Genomic DNA, 18,255 nt, shown 5'->3' on the forward strand with positions numbered 1-18,255 from the left:
TTTCAGAGATCAGGGTCTGCTTTGGTTACGCATGGCAGTTTACGGCAGATCGTGATATTGGTACAATCGAATGGAAAAATGGAAACCATAGACGGTGTCTATAATGGATTTGTATCTGCTGAAGTATTTTCTGGCGGTTGTGGAGACGGGTAGCTTTACCCGCGCGGCGGACCGTGTTTTCGTTACGCAGCCAACGCTTTCTGCCGGCATCAAGAAGCTTGAAGGCCAGCTTGGGCACACGCTGTTTGAGCGGTCAAACAGGCGGGTGTTCCTGACGGATGCCGGTACGCGTTTTCTGCCGCGCGCCAAGGCCATTCTGCACGAATGCAACATGGCGGTTCAGGTGCTGGAGGCCGACGTGGCAGCCCCTGTGGTCAGGCTTGGTATCCTGACAACCTTGTCGAACCGGGGCATGGGCGAAATGCTGGCCGCTTTCAAGCAGGCTGAGCCGCGCGCGACGATTGAAATTTTCGACGGCACCGAACAGGAACTGACAAACCGGTTGGATGACCGAAGCCTGGATTATGCGCTGTCGATCCACCGGGGGCAGGGCGAGGACGTCGCGCTACCGCTTTATGAGGAAAGCTACAGCTTCATTCTGGCGAAGGACCACCCGCTTTCCGCCCGCACACGTGTGTCTGCGGCTGATCTGGCGGAGGAATATATGATTGTTCGCAGCCGGTGTGAGGTCCTCTCAGAAACCAGCCGTTATTTTACTGACCAGAATATCCGGCCCCGCCTTGTGTACCGCACTCCGAATGACAGCCGTGCGATTGCGATGGTTGCGGCGGGCCTGGGCGGAACGGTTGTGCCGGAAAGCCTGGTTGACGACAGGGTCGCTGCCGTTCACCTGCAAGGCTTTGACTACAAGCGGAAGATTGCGCTTTTTCGGCCGGGATACCAGCTTCCGGTTGGCGTTGCCGAGCTTGGCGAACGATTTGAGCAGCATGTTGCGAATTATCTGGGTGCCTGACGCACAGGCCTTCGTAACTTCCGTTTATCGCAAAGCCTGAACAGGCTGACGCAATTTTGAATGATTGCATTTAATTTAGGGGCAGAAGGTCTCTCAATTATGGTGCTATAGTATTGCTATCTGTTTGAAGAACTTTACAAAAGCGTTGATGAGTTAATCTGGTTTTGGGTGCCGTTCGTAATGATGTCCGAGCGGTTTCAGAAAATGAGGCATTTATGAATTCGGGTCGTTTGATATTGGGGGCTATCTTCTTGACACTGGCTGGCGCTGCAGCTTGGCTGTTGATAGGGGATGGCGATGTTGGTGAACGAGGCCGTGGCCCACGGGCTGTCAGTGTCGTGACAACATCTGCGGACCTGCGCACCTTTACCGATATCGTTGAAGCTCTTGGCACAGCAAATGCCAGGGAATCCGTGACCCTGACACCGCGTGTATCCGATACTGTTCGCGCTGTGCATTTTGATGACGGTGATATCGTTAAGGCCGGTCAGGTTCTGGTGGAACTTGAAGACATTGAAGAGAAAGCCCAGTTGCAGGAAGCCGAAGCCAATCTGCGCGAAGCCGAACGGTCTTTCCGGCGGATCGAAAATCTGGTTAAACAGGGCAATGCCTCGCCCGCGGCACTTGATACTGAGCGGCGTCGGCTGGATGAGGCGCGCTTCCGTGTGGAGGCCTCTGCTGCGCGGTTGGCCGACCAGCGCATCAAGGCGCCCTTTGACGGGCTTCTGGGCCTCAGGCAGGTTAGCGAAGGCTCGCTGATCACGCCAAACACGCCAATCACAACCATCGATGCCATCGACACCATCAAGCTGGACTTTTCCGTACCAGAGCGGTTTATCGCAACGCTGAAGCCCGGCCAGGAAGTCGAGGCCAAGGTTTCCGCCTATCCGGACCGCCTATTCAAAGGCGTGGTTACGACCATTGATAGCCGGGTAGACCCTGTAACCCGGTCGGTTATCGTTAGGGCGGAAATTCCCAACGATGACAATGCATTGCGTCCGGGACTTCTGATGCGGGTTGAAGTTATTAACCGGTCCTGGCAAGCGATTGGCGTGCCTGAGGAGTCCGTTGTCCCAACTGGTGGCAAGACCTATGTCTTTGTGGTGAAGGGCGATGATGCTGAACGCCGTGAAGTAACACTTGGATTGCGCCGCCCGGGGTATGTTGAGGTGACAAGCGGTCTTGAGGCGGGTGAGCGCGTTGTAACCGAGGGCACCATGCGCCTTGGCCGGGCCGGCATGAAAGTTATCGATATGGCAGCGGATAAAGCGGCTGGAGGCGCATCATGATCCTGACCGATGTTTCCGTTAAACGACCAGTTTTTGCGACGGTTATCAGCCTGCTGCTGATCGCCTTCGGCGTTCTCAGCTTCCAGCAGCTTTCTGTCCGTGAACTGCCGGATGTTGACCCGCCAGTGGTGGGTATCCGCACCAATTATCCGGGCGCGAATGCGGCTGTTGTGGAAACCCGCGTTACCCAGATTATCGAAAGCGCGATTGCCGGTGTGCCGGGGATCAAGACGATCGAGAGCACATCGAGCGATGGCCGCTCCAACATTACCATTGAGTTTATGCTGAACCGCGAGATTGACGCCGCTGCCAATGACGTGCGCGACCGCGTCAGCCGGGTCCTCAATAACCTGCCGGAAGAAGTCGAGCCACCTGAGGTCTCCAAGGCAGACAGTGATACCCGCCCGATCATTTGGTTCAGCCTTACAAGTCCGGTGATGGATATCCTGCAGCTGACAGATTATGCGGAGCGCAACATCGTTGACCGACTGTCTGTGGTGGACGGCGTGGCAGGTGTGCGCATTGGCGGGCAGAAGCGATATGCCATCCGTATCCACCTTGATCGTCAGGCCATGGCCGCGCGCGGCATTACGGTGCAAGACATCGAAAGCGTGATGCGCTCTGAGAACGTGGAATTACCTGCCGGCAAGATCCAGTCGATCAACCGCGATACCATTGTGCGCCTGAACCGCGAATATGCCCGCCCTGAAGACTTTCAGACCATGGTGATCAGGGAAGGGGCTGACGGCGGCTTTGTGCGGCTCGGCGATATTGCCCGTGTTGAATTGGGCGCAGAACGCGATGAGCGGACTTTCCGCGGCAATGGCATCCCGATCATTGGCCTTGGCGTCGTGAAGCAGTCCAAAGGCAATACGCTTGCAGTTGCCCAAGCCGCGAAAGCGGAAATGGACCGCATTCGCGAAACCCTCCCGGAAAGCATGGATTTGCTGGCGTCCTACGATAGCTCTGTCTTCATTGAAAAAGCCATCGACGAGGTTTATTTCACGCTGGCGGTTGCCATGGGGCTGGTGGTGCTGGTGCTGTATCTGTTCCTGGGGAACATAAAAACGGTGCTGGTACCGGCCGTGACAGTGCCTGTGTGTATTATCGCCAGCTTCTGGGTGCTGAATATCACCGGCGTATCGATCAACCTGATCACGCTGCTGGGCCTTGTGATGGCCATTGGCCTTGTGGTCGATGATGCCATTGTGGTGCTGGAGAATATCTATCGCCGGGTGGAAGAGGGTGAACCCGGGCTTCTGGCGGCTTACCGCGGCGCGCGCCAGGTGTCTTTCGCTGTTATCGCAACCACGATGGTGCTGATTGGCGTGTTCGTGCCCATCATGTTCCTGACCGGGAACGTGGGCCGTCTATTTGGCGAGCTTGCCATCACCATGACGGCGGCTGTGGCCTTCTCAAGCCTTGTGGCGCTGACGCTTTCGCCCATGCTGTGTTCCAAGCTGGTGCGCCGCCGCAACAAGAAACCGGCCTTCGCCAAGATGCTGGACCGCGCTTTCAAGCGCCTGCAGGAAGGCTACGGCAATATCCTGAAGGTGTGTTTGGCGAACAAGGCTATCATTACCCTGTGTTTCCTGACCTGCTTTGGCCTGATTGCCGGGCTGCAGCAGCGGATTCCTGCCGAACTGGCGCCCATTGAGGACCGGGGCGGTCTTTTCATGGTGATCCGCGGGCCTGAGGGCGCCAGCCATGAGTTCATGGAAGAACAGGTCTATAAGATAGAAGAACAGGTGCAGCCGCTTCTGGACAGCGGTGAGATGGTTCGCATCCTCCTGCGCGTTGACGGCGGCGGCGGTTGGGGCTTCCTGATCCTGAGCCCATGGGACCAGCGTGAACGCAGTTCGACCGAAATTCTAAATGAACTGCGGCCAAAGCTGATCATGAATGTGCCAGGCGCCATGGCGATCCCGATTGAAACATCCGGCCTGACGCGGCGCGGCGGCGGGGAAGCCTTCGAGTTTGTTATCGGTGGTGACACCTATGACGACCTTGGCCGTTTCAAGCAGATCATGCTTGAGGAACTACAGGATTATCCGGGCATTGTGGGGCTGGACGCGGACTACCGAGAAACCCAGCCGCAGTTCAAGGTGCGGATTGACCGGGCGAGGGCGGCTGACATGGGTGTATCCATTCAGGCCATTGGCCGGACGCTTGAGACCATGATGGGCGGTAGGCGTGTGACCACCTTCGTGCAGGACGGCGAAGAATATGATGTGATCCTGCAGGCAGAAGAAGCCGACCGTCGCCAGCCGCTGGATATGGAAAACATCCATGTTGCGTCCGGCCGTACGGGCGAGCTGATCCCGCTGTCGAACCTTGTTAATGTGGATGAAGTTTCGGGTGCAGGCAGCCTGCGGCGTTACAACCGCGTGCGGGCGCTGACGTTGTCTGGCAGTCTGGGTGAAGGCTTTACGCTGGGCGAAGTGCTTGAACATGTCGAAGGCATTGTGCGCGACCAGATCCCGGACGTGACCAAGATCGACTATAAGGGCGCAACCCGCGAATATAAGGAAGCGGGCAGCGATATTTACTTCATCTTTGTGCTGGCGCTTGTTGTGGTGTTCCTGATCCTTGCGGCTCAGTTCGAAAGCTTCGTTCACCCGTTCATTATCATGCTTACGGTGCCGCTTGCGGTGCTGGGCGGGCTTTTAGGCCTTTATGTGGCTGGCAGTACGCTCAATATCTATAGCCAACTGGGGCTCATCATGCTCATTGGTCTGGCGGCCAAGAACGGCATCCTGATTGTTGAGTTTGCCAACCAGTTGCGGGATGAAGGCGAAGACATCCGTGATGCTATCCTGGACGCCTCCAAAACCCGCCTGCGTCCGATCATGATGACGGGCCTTTCGACGGCCATGGGTGCCGTGCCGCTGATGATGGCGGCGGGCGCAGGGGCCAACAGCCGCATCACCATTGGTGTGACGGTATTCGGCGGCGTAATCGTGGCCACTTTCTTCACGCTCTTCATCATTCCGGTCTTCTATGACTATTTTGCGCGCTTTACCAAGTCGCCCGGTCATGTGGCCAGCCAGTTGAAAGAGCATGAAGAGAAGGAAGCCAAAGGCATCCCGGCGGAGTAGGCTTGAACAAGAAAATTGTGAAATGGCTAGCAAGGATGGTCGCGGTTACAGCGGCTGTCCTTGTTGCGTTTCTGGCCCTTTTCTATCGAGGCGGTACCGACGGCCAATTACGGTCAGATGTTTTGGATGAGCTGAGGGGCTTCAGTGTTTTTCTACCTGCGGGGTATGAGGACAATGCTGTTCGCCGCTATCCTGTCGTTTATTCACTTGATGGTGAAAAGGTGAGGCATGGTGCCTTGATGGCCGCAAATGCGCGTATGCTTGCGGCCCTGACAGAAACCCCAGAAGTAATCCTTGTCGCGGTACATACCCATGGGAACCGAACCCGAGACTATGCCCCAAACAAGGGCGCTGCGGCCTTTACTGAGTATCTCGGGGTTGAGCTTCGCGCCCATATCGATGCGTATTTTCGTACATCTGGGCGGAACATCATTTCCGGGCATTCATACGGCGGCTTATATGCTTTGTATGCCTTTGCTGAACATCCCGGGCTGTTCGATGCTCATCTTGCCTTTGTGCCGTCAGTTTTTCATTATGAGCCGATCGTAGATGGCGTTAAGCACCGCTTGAGTCTGCAAGGGGCGCCGACCAGCTTGTTTCTGGTCAGCGGTATGGAAAGCCAGCAGAAATTCTGGGACGGATTTAACGGTGTAGTTAATCAATTGCAGGCTAGACCACAGCAGAATGTAGAGTGGCTGGTGGCTCACTATCCATTGCCGCATCCGTTGATCATGCTGCCAGGCCAAATCGGTGGGTTGCAGTCTTTGAAATCGTTAGGGGACGGCTAAGCCTCAGCCTTCTTATTTTGCATGAATTCCTTGAAGGGGATGTCGCGCACCAGAAGGTCCCGGATGAAGGCTTTCTGACATTCCTTGGCTACGTCCACCGCGCTCATGTCTGAATGCCTAAGGGACAGCAGGTGTTTGATTACTTTCCTGTGGTGGCTTTTATGGTTCTCTGCATCGGGATAATTGTTGAGGACCATCATATGCTCTTCTTTTTCGCAGTGGTTCATTAGCTCCGCCAGAAACATGTCGAGGAATTCCCGCTCGACATAGGCTGTGGGCTCTTTGTTGCTTACGAAACTGTTGAGCATCTCATAGAGGTGTCGGTGGTCGTCATCAATCTCCTTGATGTTCGTCAACCAACTCTGTGGAAAGTCGCCAGCATAATTCATCGGGCTGCTCCAAGTCCCCCAAAGAGCAACCATACACTGAATTTTAATTAGTATTAAGTGTATTTATTGGGCGGGCGACTAGACCGTCTTGGCGTAGTCCACCTTGAAGTCTGCTTCTTCAAGCGCGCGAACAAGCCTCAGCGCATGTTCCTGGTCTTTGGCTTCCACCACCAGCTCCATTTCCGTTTGCTTCAGCGACAGCGCCCCGAACTCGCGCTGGTGGCGCATTTCAATGATGTTAGTGCCTACATTGGCGACAATATCGGTCACAAGTGCCAGCGCGCCGGGCTGATCCATCATGGTGATGCGCAAACGTGCGAGGCGGCCATCGCGGGCCATGCCGCGCATGATGGCGTTCGCCAGCATCCGGCTGTCGATATTACCGCCGGAAAGCACGATGCCGACCTTGTGGCCCTGGAATAGTTCAGGGTGGGTCATGACGGCCGCCAGGCCAATACCGCCTGCGCCTTCGACAACCACTTTTTCAATCTCCATAATGGTGATGATGGCGGCTTCAATAGCGCGTTCCGGAACCGTAACGATCTCATCCACCAGTTGGCGCACGACATTCTGGGTGCGCTCACCGGGCTGGTTCACGGCAATGCCTTCGGCGATTGAGATATTGTCGCCGGCCAGCTGTGTGCCGTCCATCTTTTCCTTCATGGCGGGGAAGGCTTCTGTCTGAACGCCAACAATACGGATTTTTGGCCGGAGGTGCTTTGCAATGGTTGCCACGCCGGAAATCAGCCCGCCGCCGCCGATTGGCACGACAAGTGTGTCCAGGTCGGGCACGTCCTGCAGCATTTCAAGCCCCACGGTGCCTTGGCCCGCCATCACGAGAGGGTCGTCGAAAGGGTGGATGAAGGTCAGGTTTTCCTTGTCGGCCAACTCATAGGCCGCCTTGGTGGCTTCCTCAAAATCCTTGCCGGTCAGCACGACGCGCGCACCCAGTTCTTCGGTGCGCTTCACCTTGTTGAAGGGGGTGCCTTCCGGCATCACGATGGTAGCGGGAATGCCCAACCGGCCCGCATGATAGCTGATGCCCTGCGCATGGTTCCCGGCAGAGGCCGCTATAACGCCTTTGGTGTCTTCCGGCAGCGCCAGAAGACGGTTCAGGGCCCCGCGCTCTTTATAGGCTGCGGTAAACTGGAAAATTTCGAACTTCAGCCAGCATTCTGCGCCGGTAATTTCAGACAGCGTAACGGATTTTTCCATCGGTGTGCGCTTGACGGCACCCCGGATCGCTTCTTCAGCATCGTAAACATCTTGCGCGCTTATCGGCAATAATTGTTCACTCACGCGTCACTCCCTGAAATAAAAATACAAAAAGACATGGCCGCAGCTTTGCCACAGACCGTATCCACTGTCCATAAAAAGGTGAAAAAATTACAGGAAGCGCGCGACTAGATCGTCGATGGCTTTCATGCATTTCGGCTCGTTCATCAGGGGCACATGGCCGATGCCGTCTACAGTCACGGGCACGAGGTCAGGGTGCTTCTCCGCCATGCGCTCAAGCGTCTCGGCGGAAAGGATATCCGAAAGGCCACCCCGGAGCGCAACTACCGGAATGCTGTACATGGCCTGGAAAAAGGGCCACAGGTCGGGTGCGGCCTGGGTTTCGTCGCTATCGAAATTCTGGCTGATGGCAGGGTCATACATCAGTGCCGGTTTGCCGTCCAAGTCGTCATAGAGGTTGCCTGTATACCAGCGCCAGTCCTCTTCTGTGAAGTTTGGGTAAACGCCTGCGTTGGCGGTTTTGACTGCATCAATCGCTTCTTGCCAAGTCTGGGGCGGTGTGCCCTTGCCGACATAGCTTTTGATGCGGTCAATGCCCTTGGGGTCGATATCCGGTCCGATATCGTTGATAACGGCGGCCATCAGCGTACCGGGGTGCATGGCCTGGATCATGATTGTCATCAGGCCGCCCAGCGATGTGCCGATTGCGATCACCTTGCCCACGCCCAGGTGTTTCAGGAGCGCCATCATGTCGGCTACATAGGTAACAGGCCGGTAGCGGCTGGGCATCGGGTCCCAGTCGGAGAATCCACGTCCACGCTGTTCGACGCAGATCACACGGCAGCGGTCACTCAGATGTTCGGCGATGGCTTCAAAATCGCGGGCATTCCTGGTCAAGCCGGGCATGCACAAAACCACCGGAGCGTCTTCGCCTGCGCGGTTATAGTCACGGTAATGCTGTTTCAGCCCATCGGGGTTGGTAAAATATTCGTCTGTATATTCAGCCATAGTTCTTGTCGCCATAGAGGTTGGCAGGCCCCGCAAGGGCATGTTTTACCAGCCAGATAGAATCAAATCTTATTGCCGGATAACAATACAGAGATAACTTGCAGCGTCCAGCCTGCCGGCAATGAAATCCATAAAAATTAGAGATTTACGAATGCTCAAGGCGTGGGCTACAAAAGAAGGCTCCAGAGGAAGGTAAGGCCTTGGTTAAAACCAAAGAAAACCGGCAGGTTAAGCGCAAGGACAGAATTCTTGATGCCGCCGAGGCACTCTTTGCCAAGCACGGCTTCGACGGGGTGTCCATGCGGATGGTCGCCGAAAAGGCTGAAGTGGATTTGGCGCTTGCCAGCTATCATTTTGGTAACAAACGAGGCCTGTTTGATGCGATCCTGCTAAGGCGCGCAGGTGTGTTGAACCAGACCCGCCTTGAGGCCCTGGAGAAATGCCAGAAGGAGGCAGGCGAAAACAGCCCAACAGTTGAGGCGATTATCGATGCCTATCTGAAACCGCTTCTGGCGTTTGGCTATGAAGAGGATGAAGGGTGGCGGCATTATTTCGAGCTGATTGCGCAGGTGAACAACTCGCCGGAATGGGGCGGACAGCTTATGACCAAATATTTCGACCCGATGGCGCGCAGGTTCATGGATGCGCTCAAGAAGGCTTTGCCGGACTCCGAGCCCCAGAACCTTTACTGGGCCTATCATTTCCTCTCTGGCGCATTGACGCTGACCTTCGCCAATACTGGCCGGATCGACAAATTGTCGGACGGCGTTGCGCAGTCAAGGGATATGGTAGCGGCCTATGAACGGATGGTGCCCTTCATTACGGCCGGTTTCTTGAAGATCTGCACCAAAGAATAAACAGATAATTGATTTGGGCCGCCGCGCTATCTTTGCTAGTCGCGATAGGGGCGGCTTTATTAAGGGAGTTTCTGATGAAAAAAGCCTTTTTGTGCTCTGCTACTGTGATGGCCGGGGTTTTATGGGCTGGGGCGGCAGTCGCAGATGCTGCGCAATTCACCAAAGGTCCGCTGATCACCCAGTATGGCCCGGTGGTTTCTATCCCCGGCGCAGAGACGCTGCCTGCGGACAGCAAATTCATGGTAGCGTTCGACGTTGTGGACAAGGGAGAAGAGGGCAAAGTGAGCCGCCGCCTTGAAAGCGCAGCGCGGTTTTTGAACATGCACGCAGCAGCGGGTGTGGACCCGAAGAATATCAAGCTGGCTGTGGTCATTCACGGGAAAGCCGTTTTCGATGTCACCAATGATGCCAAATATGGCGGCGAAAACGCGAATGCTGGCCTCATCAAAGTGCTGATGGAGCACGGGGTTACCTTCCATGTGTGCGGGCAGTCTGCCGCCTATCAGGGCATAACATCAGAAGACCTGCTGCCGGGCGTTAAGATGGCCTTATCGGCGATGACAGCGCATGCGCAGCTGCAGCAACAGGGCTATACGCTCAATCCTTAATAGAACAAAATTCCGGCAGGTGGCTCAACGTGGCTGCTGGACGCTGGGAACTAACGGGGACACATAATGAAAAATATCCTAACCAAAAGCGCCGCAATGTTGGCGTTTGGTGCTTTTGCTACTGGCACTGTATGTGCCGAAGAACTTACTATTGAGCGGCTGGTGGGTAGCCCAAGTATCAGCGGCCCAAGTGTGCAGGGGCTGGAAATGTCGCCGGACGGCCGGCGCATTACTTTCCTGCGGGGGAAGGCTGAAAACCAGGCCCAGTTGGACTTGTGGGAATATGATGTCGAAACCGGCGAAGCATCGCTTCTGGTGGACTCAAGTGTTCTTCTTGGCGGCAAGGAAGAAGAGCTGAGCGAGGAAGAAAAGGCGCGGCGGGAGCGCAACCGCTCGCTAACCGGTAAAAGCGGTATTGTCAGTTACGACTGGAGCGCGGACGGTAAGGCGCTTTTGTTCCCGCTCGGGGGCGACGTTTTCGTTTTGCCCCTTGGCGGTGAGGTGAAGCAGCTGACAGCCACACCGGAATATGAAACTGACATCAAATTCAGCCCGGAAGGCAGCTATGTTTCCTTCATACGCGACCGTGAGCTTTATGTGGTGAATGTGGCGACCGGGGATGAAATCAAGCTGACATCAGGTGCGACAGCCACTGTTGCCAATGGCATGTCGGAGTTCGTCGCGCAGGAGGAGCTGGGCCGCTTTACCGGCTATTGGTGGTCGCCAAACGAGGCCTATGTTGCGTTCGAACAGTTCGATGAAAGTGCTGTTCCGGTCAAGGACCGCTATGAAGTACAGCCTGACGGCAGCGTGATCACCACACTGCAGCGCTACCCGGAGGCCGGCAGCACCAATGTGGATGTGCGCCTTGGTGTTGCATCGGTGGCAGATCAATCTGTGCGCTGGATTGACCTGGGTGAAGACAAGGACATCTATCTGGCGCGTGTTGATTGGGAGCCAGACAGCAGCTCTGTTGTTGTTCAGCGCCTGAACCGTGCACAGACCCAACTGGATATGCTCTGGGCTGAGGCAGATGGTTCGGATGTAGATGTTTTCCTGTCTGAGAAATCTGACGTCTGGATCAATATGCATGACAGCCTTGAATTTACGGCTGATGGGTCCTTGATGATTTGGGCTAGTGAGCGTAGCGGTTTCAAGCACCTTTATGCCTACGATCTGGAGGATCGCGGCGTAACAGCGCTGACTTCAGGCGAGTGGGCTATTAACGAGATTGAGCATGTTGATGATAAAACGGGTACCGTCTATTTCACCGGCTATAAAGACAGCCCGCTTGAGCAACATCTCTATAGCGTGCCGTTGAATGGCGGCGAGATCAAACGCATCAGCCAAGAGCCAGGGTGGCACCAGGTGACGGTTGGCCAGGATGTATTCGTCGATAAATTCTCAAGCCCCGATCAGCCGCCGCAGGTCATGGTTCGCAACCTGAAGGATGGCAGTACACGGTTCGCAATCCTGGAGAACAAGCTGGATGCCAGCCACCCCTTTGAGCCGTATCTGGCCAGTCGCGTAAAAACATCATTTGGCACCATCAAGGCTGATGATGGCACAGACCTTTACTACCGCATGTATCAGCCCGCCAACATGGAGCAGGGGCGCAAATATCCGGCCGTACTGGCGCCATATGGTGGGCCACATGGACAAAGGGTGCGTCACGACTGGCGGCTGGACTTCAACCATATGCTTGCACGGAACGGATTCGTCGTTCTGGTGCTGGATAACCGGGGCATGGCCAATCGTGGCCTGAAGTTTGAAAGCCACATCAAGAATGCCATGGGGTCGGTGGAGGTGGCCGACCAGGTGGCAGGGGCTAATTTCCTGAAAGGGTTCGAACATATCGATGGCGACAATATCGGCTTCTGGGGCTGGTCTTATGGCGGCTATATGACGCTTATGGCGCTGTTCCAGGCACCGGAGACGTTCAAGGCAGGAGTGTCCGTGGCGCCGGTGACCGACTGGCGCCTGTATGACACTGCCTATACAGAGCGCTACCTGGGCCATCCTGATGCGCCAGGCGATGTTTATGAAAACTCAAGTGTTTTCAAATATATCGACGGCTTCAAGGGCAAGCTTTTGCTGATCCATGGCATGGCGGATGACAATGTGTTCTTCGATAATTCGGTAAAGCTGATGGCGGCGCTTCAGAATAAGGGCAAGCCGTTTGAGCTGATGACTTATCCAGGTAAGAAGCACGGCATTCGGGGCGAAGCCACGCAGGCGCACCTCTATAATCAGGCGCTTGAATTTTTCAGGCGAACGCTTCAGGGCAATTGATCAATGGAAAGGCCGGGTTTCCCGGCCTTTTTTGTTCTTGAACATTAGTGAACGGGCGCCGCACAACAAAAGTGGACTGATAAGTCTTGTAATTCTATTTTTCTGGACTATATAGTCCATTAAAGGCCTGAAGCTGATGCCGGAACCGTGAGACAGCGCCGGAAAAGCTATGGCCCACAAGAACGCCTGCCGGTTGTTGGAGACTGGACTTCTTCCTTCCCCCTCCCCATCCGTGATCCACTCGGCGGCGTAAAAATTAAAAGGCCGGAACAGCAGATGCTGCGTCCGGCCTTCTTTTGTTCGTGGAGGCTGGCAGTTTCTTGGGCGCCTTAAGCAGCCTTATCCATTTCAAGCCCTTCTTCGCGGTGCTCTTCGCCACAATCAAGTGCTTCATGGATGATCTGGATCATGCGCTTGAACTTCTCTACATGGATCATGTGGTCGGCATCCGGAACGGCGATAAAACGCCCGTTCTTGAATGAATTTGCGACAGCCATGTTGGCTTCAACCGGCACGAAATGATCATGCACACCGGTGAAGATAGTGGCTTCGACGTCTGGCATGAGGCTCAGGTCGGTTCTGCCGTCACGAAGAATACGCAGCGTATTGTGCTTGAACTGCTCCTTGATGCCTGTTGTAGCATTGAGAAGAGCGTATTTGAGTTTGTCGGCCGTAAGGCGGGCAATCCGGTTGGTCTGGCGCAGATCCGGGTTGGTCATCAGGTTGGTGAACCCTTCAGCGAAATCTTCAATGCGGTCCCATTCAAGTTGGAACAGCAACAGATTGAAATCATATTCAAGCTCACGCGGTAGTTCGGCCATGGCGGACGCCAGGATCAGTTTATCGATGCCCAGATATTTCTGGGCGTAGCGCATGGCGATGATGCTGCCATAACTGCACCCCATCAGGTTGATGCGGTCTACACCAATGGATTTGAGGGCGCTGTGGATTGCACGGCAGATGAATTCGAAGCCGTATGTGTGGGGCAGGATGCCGGTATCGCCATTGCCAGGTGTATCGACAGTAATCACCCATGATTTTTGGGCAATTGCATTGCTCAGTTTTTCAACCTGAGTGATATTTTGAAAGGCACCGCCGATGAAAACAAGGGGGACTTCAGTAAGTCCTTTGGAATATTCTTTCAAATGAATGGGGAACCCTTCAAATGAAAGGCGGTGATATTGATGGTCAAAAGACAAACTATGTAATTTAGACACTTTCTGTTCCTCTAATAGAGTTTGAACGAATTTTGTGCCTGATGAATATTTATTTACTTTTTGTTTGCCTGATACATGGATAAGTGCCTGCTTAACCATGTGGGCGCGACATACAGGGAATGATCTAAGGTTGCAAGGCCTGTTACGCGTGCATGTCAGCCACTTTGCAAAATTGTTGCATTTTTGCAGCATTTTTGGCGATGTCGGTGGGATTTACTCTTTCATTCCCTGTAGAAGTCGCTAGTGTGCCGTCGAATTTGAGCGGGACGCGTGCTTCTATGTGCGCCAGTTAGTTAAAATTTTATAAATTAGCGGCGACTCGCATGGAAGTGTGGCATTTCGCCGCAAGAAGGTTGGATAGACTTCATGTCCCTGGCAGAGCAAATTGACAAGCGGCGGACGTTTGCGATCATCTCGCACCCTGACGCCGGTAAGACCACTTTGACCGAAAAACTGCTGTTGTTCGGCGGAGCCATTCAGGCTGCGGGTGAAGTGAAGGCGAGGGGCGAACGCCGCCGGGCACGGTCTGACTGGATGAAGGTGGAGCAGGAGCGCGGCATATCCGTTGCGTCGTCTGTCATGACCTTTGACTATCTGGACCGTACGTTCAACCTTCTGGATACACCAGGCCACGAAGACTTTTCGGAAGATACATATCGGACGCTTTCTGCCGTTGACAGCGCCGTGATGGTTCTGGATGCCGCCAAGGGTATCGAGACGCAGACGCGGAAGCTTTTTGAGGTCTGCCGCTTGCGTGACATGCCCATTGCCACCTTTATCAACAAGATGGACCGGGAGACGAAAGACCCGTTCGAGCTTCTGGATGAAGTGGAGCAGACGCTGGCGCTTGATGTGGCGCCAGCCAGTTGGCCGATCGGTATGGGGCGGGATTTCAAGGGCTGCTATGACCTTATCCACGACCAGCTGATCCTGTTTGATCGCGGCAAAGGTGACAGCCTTTCGGAAGGGATCAAGTGTCAGGGCCTTGATGACCCAAAGCTTGACGAGCTTTTGCCGGATTATGCAGTTGAAAAGCTGCGCACAGACGTGGAAATGGTTCGCGAGCTGTGCCCGCAGTTCAACCTCAAGGACTATCTTGAAGGCACACTGACGCCAGTGTTTTTCGGGTCAGCAATCAATAACTTCGGTGTGCAGGAACTGTTGTCGGGTCTTGCTGATTTCGCGCCGCGACCGCGCCCAGGTAAAGCGCTAGAACGCCAGGTCGCCCCGGATGAAAACAAGGTGACGGCCTTTGTCTTCAAGATTCAGGCGAACATGGACCCCAAGCACCGCGACCGTATTGCCTTCGTGCGTATTGTGTCAGGTCGGTTTAAAAAGGGCATCAAGATGAAGCATGTCCGCTCGGGGAAGACGCTGGCGATCCATAACGCGCAGCTTTTCCTGGCCCAGGATCGGGCGGTTGCTGAGGAAGCCTATCCGGGCGATATCATCGGCCTGCCGAACCACGGCAACCTGCGGATCGGCGACACGCTGACAGAAGGCGAAACCATCCGTTTCACTGGTGTGCCTTCCTTCGCGCCGGAGATTTTGCAGAAGGTGCGACCGGAAGACCCGATGAAAGCCAAGCACCTTGGCCGCGCGCTAGAACAGCTGGCGGAGGAGGGCGCTGCCCGCGTCTTCAAGCCTGCTCTTGGCAGTGACTGGGTTGTCGGTGTTGTGGGGCCGCTGCAATTTGACGTACTCGCGGACCGCATTCGAACAGAATATGAAGTGCCTTGCCGCTTTGAAGCCACCAGCCTGATGACGGCGGAATGGGTTGAGGGCGACCCGCGGGAGGTCAAGAAGTTTTCCGACCAGAACCGGGCCTCGATGGCAATAGACCATGCAGGAGCGCCCGTGTACCTGGCGCGCAATAACTGGCACCTGGATAAGGCGAAGGACGATTTCCCAAGCCTCAAGTTCCTGAAAACAAAAGAAGAAGTTTACTAAGCCTGCACGCTGACAGGTGATTAAAATTGCAGGGCCCGCTTTGACATCGGTCAAGGTGGGCCTTTTGTTTGATCTGCATTATACTGCCACATGGACATATGCTGTCAGGGAGGCTGTATGGGGCAGGAACTGGAACACAGTGAGTTTCGAGATGAAGATTATGAGGCGTTTGGCAAAAGGCTGAAAATCGAGACCGATCTGGTGGAAAGCTGGGAGCGGGAAGATGCCCTGTCTGACGGTCCGACCACCGCGGGATTTGAACTGGAGGCCTGGCTGGTTGGCAGCGACATGCGCCCTGTGCCTCAAAATGAGGCCTTTATCAAAGCCGTGGGCAGCCCGCTTGTGGTTCCCGAACTGTCTTGTTTCAATGTGGAATTCAACTGCGACCCGGCAGAGCTCGAAGGAGCGGCCCTGTCCAACCTTCATGCCGACTTGGCCAGGCTTTGGGCACAGGCCAGCGACACTGCAAACGGGATGGATCTCAAGCTTGCGATGATCGGTATCCTGCCAACCGTGCAGGACAGCGACCTATGCACAGAGAATATGTCTGCATCCGAACGCTATAAGGCATTGAATGAACAGGTCTTTCGTATGCGAAAGGGCAAGCCCATCAAGCTTGATGTGGAAGGGCGGGAACATCTGGTGAGCGAGCATATGGATGTGATGCTTGAGGCTGCAACAACATCCTTCCAGATTCACCTTAAGGTGCCGAAGGGCAGGGGCGTGGATTATTATAACGCCTCAAAGCTTGCCTCAGCGCCACTGGTCGCCGTGTCGGCCAACAGCCCCTATCTTTTTGGCAGGGATTTGTGGTCGGAAAGCCGTATCCCGCTGTTTGAGCAGGCGGTCTCCGTGGGGGACTGGGACTATGCCGAACGTGTGACCTTCGGTGTTCGCTTTATCGAGGAAAGCCTGTCGGAAGTCTTTGTTGCCAACCGGCAGCGCTATCCGATCCTGCTGCCGCATGTCACCGGACGGGAGCCGGAAAAACTGGATCACTTCCGGCTTCAGAACGGAACCATCTGGCGCTGGAACAGGCCACTTGTTGGTTGGGACGCGGACGGCACCCCGCATCTGCGGCTTGAGCAAAGGGTTGTCCCCGCGGGACCCACAATTTCGGATTCCATCGCGAATTCCGCGTTCTATTATGGGCTGGTGACCTATCTGGCGAACGCTGAAACCCGTCCGCACAAGCGGGCCCAGTTCTTCACAACGCGGGATAATTTCTATACCGCCGCCAAAGATGGTCTAGGGTCCATCATTCGTTGGGATCATGAGGACGGCAAGCCGATGCGGCAGCTAATTCAGGAAGTGTTCCTGCCAATGGCGGAAGAGGGCCTGAAAGCAATGAATATAGATGAGGCGGATATCAAACGGTACCTGGGTATCATCCGCAGTCGTACGGAAACAGCCCAGAATGGTGCAGCCTGGCAAAGGGCTTATGTGAAAGCGCATGGTGCCAGCATGGCCGAGATGCTGGAAGCCTTTATGGCGCGGCAGCAAACGGATACACCAGTGCATGAGTGGCCGCTTTAGGTATGCTTCAGACATATGACCAAATTCCCGATGAGTTGCTGACCTGTAGCGTCAGTGACCTTGCAGCTATTCTGGGTGGGCCTGCGCTGTTTTATCTTGAAGGGCAGCGAAAGCCCCCGCTTTTTGTCACGGTACTGCAGCACGGCAATGAGCCCACGGGGTTTGAAGCCGTGCAGGCTATCTTGAAAAAGTACGGCGGCGGGCTGCTACCGCGCGCCATGTGGCTTTTCATCGGCAATGTTGCTGCAGCTAAAACCGGGGAGCGGGTCCTGCCGGGCCAGTTGGACTATAACCGTGCCTGGCCGGGTACTGACATGCCGAAGTGTGCTGAAACATCCTTGATGGAAGATGTGGTTTCCCGCGTCACGGCAGAACCGCTTTTTGCCAGCATTGACCTGCATAACAACACAGGCTGCAATCCCCATTATGGCTGTGTGAATGTGCTGGATACAGCGTACTTGCAGCTGGCGTCGCTGTTTTCGCGCACTGTCGTGTATTTCACCCGGCCGCTTGGCGTGCAATCGGCCGCGATGGCCCAGCATGTGCCTTCTGTCACGCTGGAGTGTGGCCAGGCCGGACAGTACGCGGCACTCACCCACGCGATTGAGTATCTGGATGCCTGCCTTCACCTACATCATATCCCGGACCATCCGGTGGCGCCGCATGACATTCATCTGTTGAAAACCATGGCGACTGTGAAGGTTAAGGCTGGGCTCAGTTTTGATTTTTCTGCCAGCGGGAGTGATATTTGCTTTCGGACAGATCTCGACCACTTCAATTTCGGCCTTCTGAAAAGCGGCGAGGCGGTCGCGCAGCTCCGCGAAGGGCTTGAAATGCCAGTTTTCGCGGTCGATGAAAGTGGCGCAGATATCACAAGTGATCTGTTTGTTGTTTCAAGCGGCCTCTTGAAGGCACGCAATACGATGATTCCTTCAATGGCGACCACAAATGTTGATGTGGTTCGGCAAGATTGCCTGTTCTATGTTATGGAAGAAATCGCAATGGACGCATAGT

The 18,255-nt window shown here is 55.0% G+C and carries 14 protein-coding genes; 10 read left to right on the forward strand and 4 right to left on the reverse strand.

The window, feature by feature from the left end:
* Window positions 1–103: 103 nt before the first annotated feature.
* From KORM41_RS05080 to KORM41_RS05095, 4 genes are all read left to right on the forward strand, one after another.
* Window positions 104–973 (forward strand): LysR family transcriptional regulator, encoded by an 870-nt coding sequence (locus KORM41_RS05080; RefSeq protein ID WP_068145522.1) that lies wholly within the window; start codon window positions 104–106, stop codon window positions 971–973.
* A gap of 215 nt (window positions 974–1,188) precedes the next feature.
* Window positions 1,189–2,262 carry an efflux RND transporter periplasmic adaptor subunit gene (locus KORM41_RS05085; protein WP_082719762.1) on the forward strand — a complete coding sequence of 358 codons (1,074 nt, stop codon included), beginning with the start codon at window positions 1,189–1,191 and terminating at the stop codon, window positions 2,260–2,262.
* Window positions 2,259–5,360: an efflux RND transporter permease subunit gene (locus tag KORM41_RS05090; RefSeq protein WP_068145527.1), complete on the forward strand. Its 3,102-nt coding sequence runs from the start codon at window positions 2,259–2,261 to the stop codon at window positions 5,358–5,360. Before KORM41_RS05085 ends, KORM41_RS05090 begins: the two co-directional genes overlap by 4 nt.
* Before the next feature lie 2 nt (window positions 5,361–5,362).
* On the forward strand, window positions 5,363–6,148 hold the full coding sequence (locus KORM41_RS05095; protein WP_068145531.1) for an alpha/beta hydrolase: 786 nt from the start codon (window positions 5,363–5,365) through the stop codon (window positions 6,146–6,148).
* Here the strand turns inward: KORM41_RS05095 and KORM41_RS05100 are convergent.
* The 3 genes from KORM41_RS05100 to KORM41_RS05110 form a co-directional block, all read right to left on the reverse strand.
* A complete protein-coding gene (locus tag KORM41_RS05100) occupies window positions 6,145–6,537 on the reverse strand; it encodes a bacteriohemerythrin (protein ID WP_068145535.1) in 393 nt (130 codons plus the stop codon). The two genes, KORM41_RS05095 and KORM41_RS05100, sit on opposite strands and share 4 nt — an antisense overlap.
* A gap of 78 nt (window positions 6,538–6,615) precedes the next feature.
* Window positions 6,616–7,836 carry a threonine ammonia-lyase gene (locus tag KORM41_RS05105; protein WP_068145539.1) on the reverse strand — a complete coding sequence of 407 codons (1,221 nt, stop codon included), beginning with the start codon at window positions 7,834–7,836 and terminating at the stop codon, window positions 6,616–6,618.
* Window positions 7,837–7,923: 87 nt separating this feature from the next.
* Window positions 7,924–8,796: an alpha/beta fold hydrolase gene (locus KORM41_RS05110; protein ID WP_231727149.1), complete on the reverse strand. Its 873-nt coding sequence runs from the start codon at window positions 8,794–8,796 to the stop codon at window positions 7,924–7,926.
* A 185-nt stretch (window positions 8,797–8,981) separates the two neighbouring features.
* Here KORM41_RS05110 and KORM41_RS05115 point away from each other — a divergent pair, with 185 nt between their 5' ends.
* From KORM41_RS05115 to KORM41_RS05125, 3 genes are all read left to right on the forward strand, one after another.
* On the forward strand, window positions 8,982–9,638 hold the full coding sequence (locus KORM41_RS05115; protein ID WP_068145546.1) for a TetR/AcrR family transcriptional regulator: 657 nt from the start codon (window positions 8,982–8,984) through the stop codon (window positions 9,636–9,638).
* Between the two features lie 74 nt (window positions 9,639–9,712).
* Window positions 9,713–10,246 carry a DsrE family protein gene (locus tag KORM41_RS05120; protein ID WP_197420969.1) on the forward strand — a complete coding sequence of 178 codons (534 nt, stop codon included), beginning with the start codon at window positions 9,713–9,715 and terminating at the stop codon, window positions 10,244–10,246.
* A 66-nt stretch (window positions 10,247–10,312) separates the two neighbouring features.
* A complete protein-coding gene (locus tag KORM41_RS05125) occupies window positions 10,313–12,538 on the forward strand; it encodes a S9 family peptidase (protein ID WP_231727153.1) in 2,226 nt (741 codons plus the stop codon).
* Between the two features lie 329 nt (window positions 12,539–12,867).
* Here KORM41_RS05125 and KORM41_RS05130 read toward each other — a convergent pair whose 3' ends face one another.
* A complete protein-coding gene (locus KORM41_RS05130; RefSeq protein ID WP_082719765.1) occupies window positions 12,868–13,947 on the reverse strand; it encodes an alpha/beta fold hydrolase in 1,080 nt (359 codons plus the stop codon).
* 174 nt (window positions 13,948–14,121) lie between these two features.
* Between KORM41_RS05130 and KORM41_RS05135 the strand changes: the two genes are divergently transcribed.
* From KORM41_RS05135 to KORM41_RS05145, 3 genes are all read left to right on the forward strand, one after another.
* Window positions 14,122–15,705, forward strand: coding sequence for a peptide chain release factor 3 (locus tag KORM41_RS05135; RefSeq protein WP_068145551.1), 1,584 nt, complete (start codon window positions 14,122–14,124; stop codon window positions 15,703–15,705).
* A 117-nt stretch (window positions 15,706–15,822) separates the two neighbouring features.
* Window positions 15,823–17,241: a glutamate--cysteine ligase gene (locus KORM41_RS05140; RefSeq protein ID WP_068145555.1), complete on the forward strand. Its 1,419-nt coding sequence runs from the start codon at window positions 15,823–15,825 to the stop codon at window positions 17,239–17,241.
* Window positions 17,242–17,243: 2 nt separating this feature from the next.
* Entirely contained in the window at window positions 17,244–18,254 is a 1,011-nt protein-coding gene (locus KORM41_RS05145; RefSeq protein WP_068145558.1) for a M14 family metallopeptidase, read from the forward strand.
* Window position 18,255: the final 1 nt, after the last annotated feature.

The sequence above is a fragment of the Kordiimonas lipolytica genome (assembly GCF_001550065.1).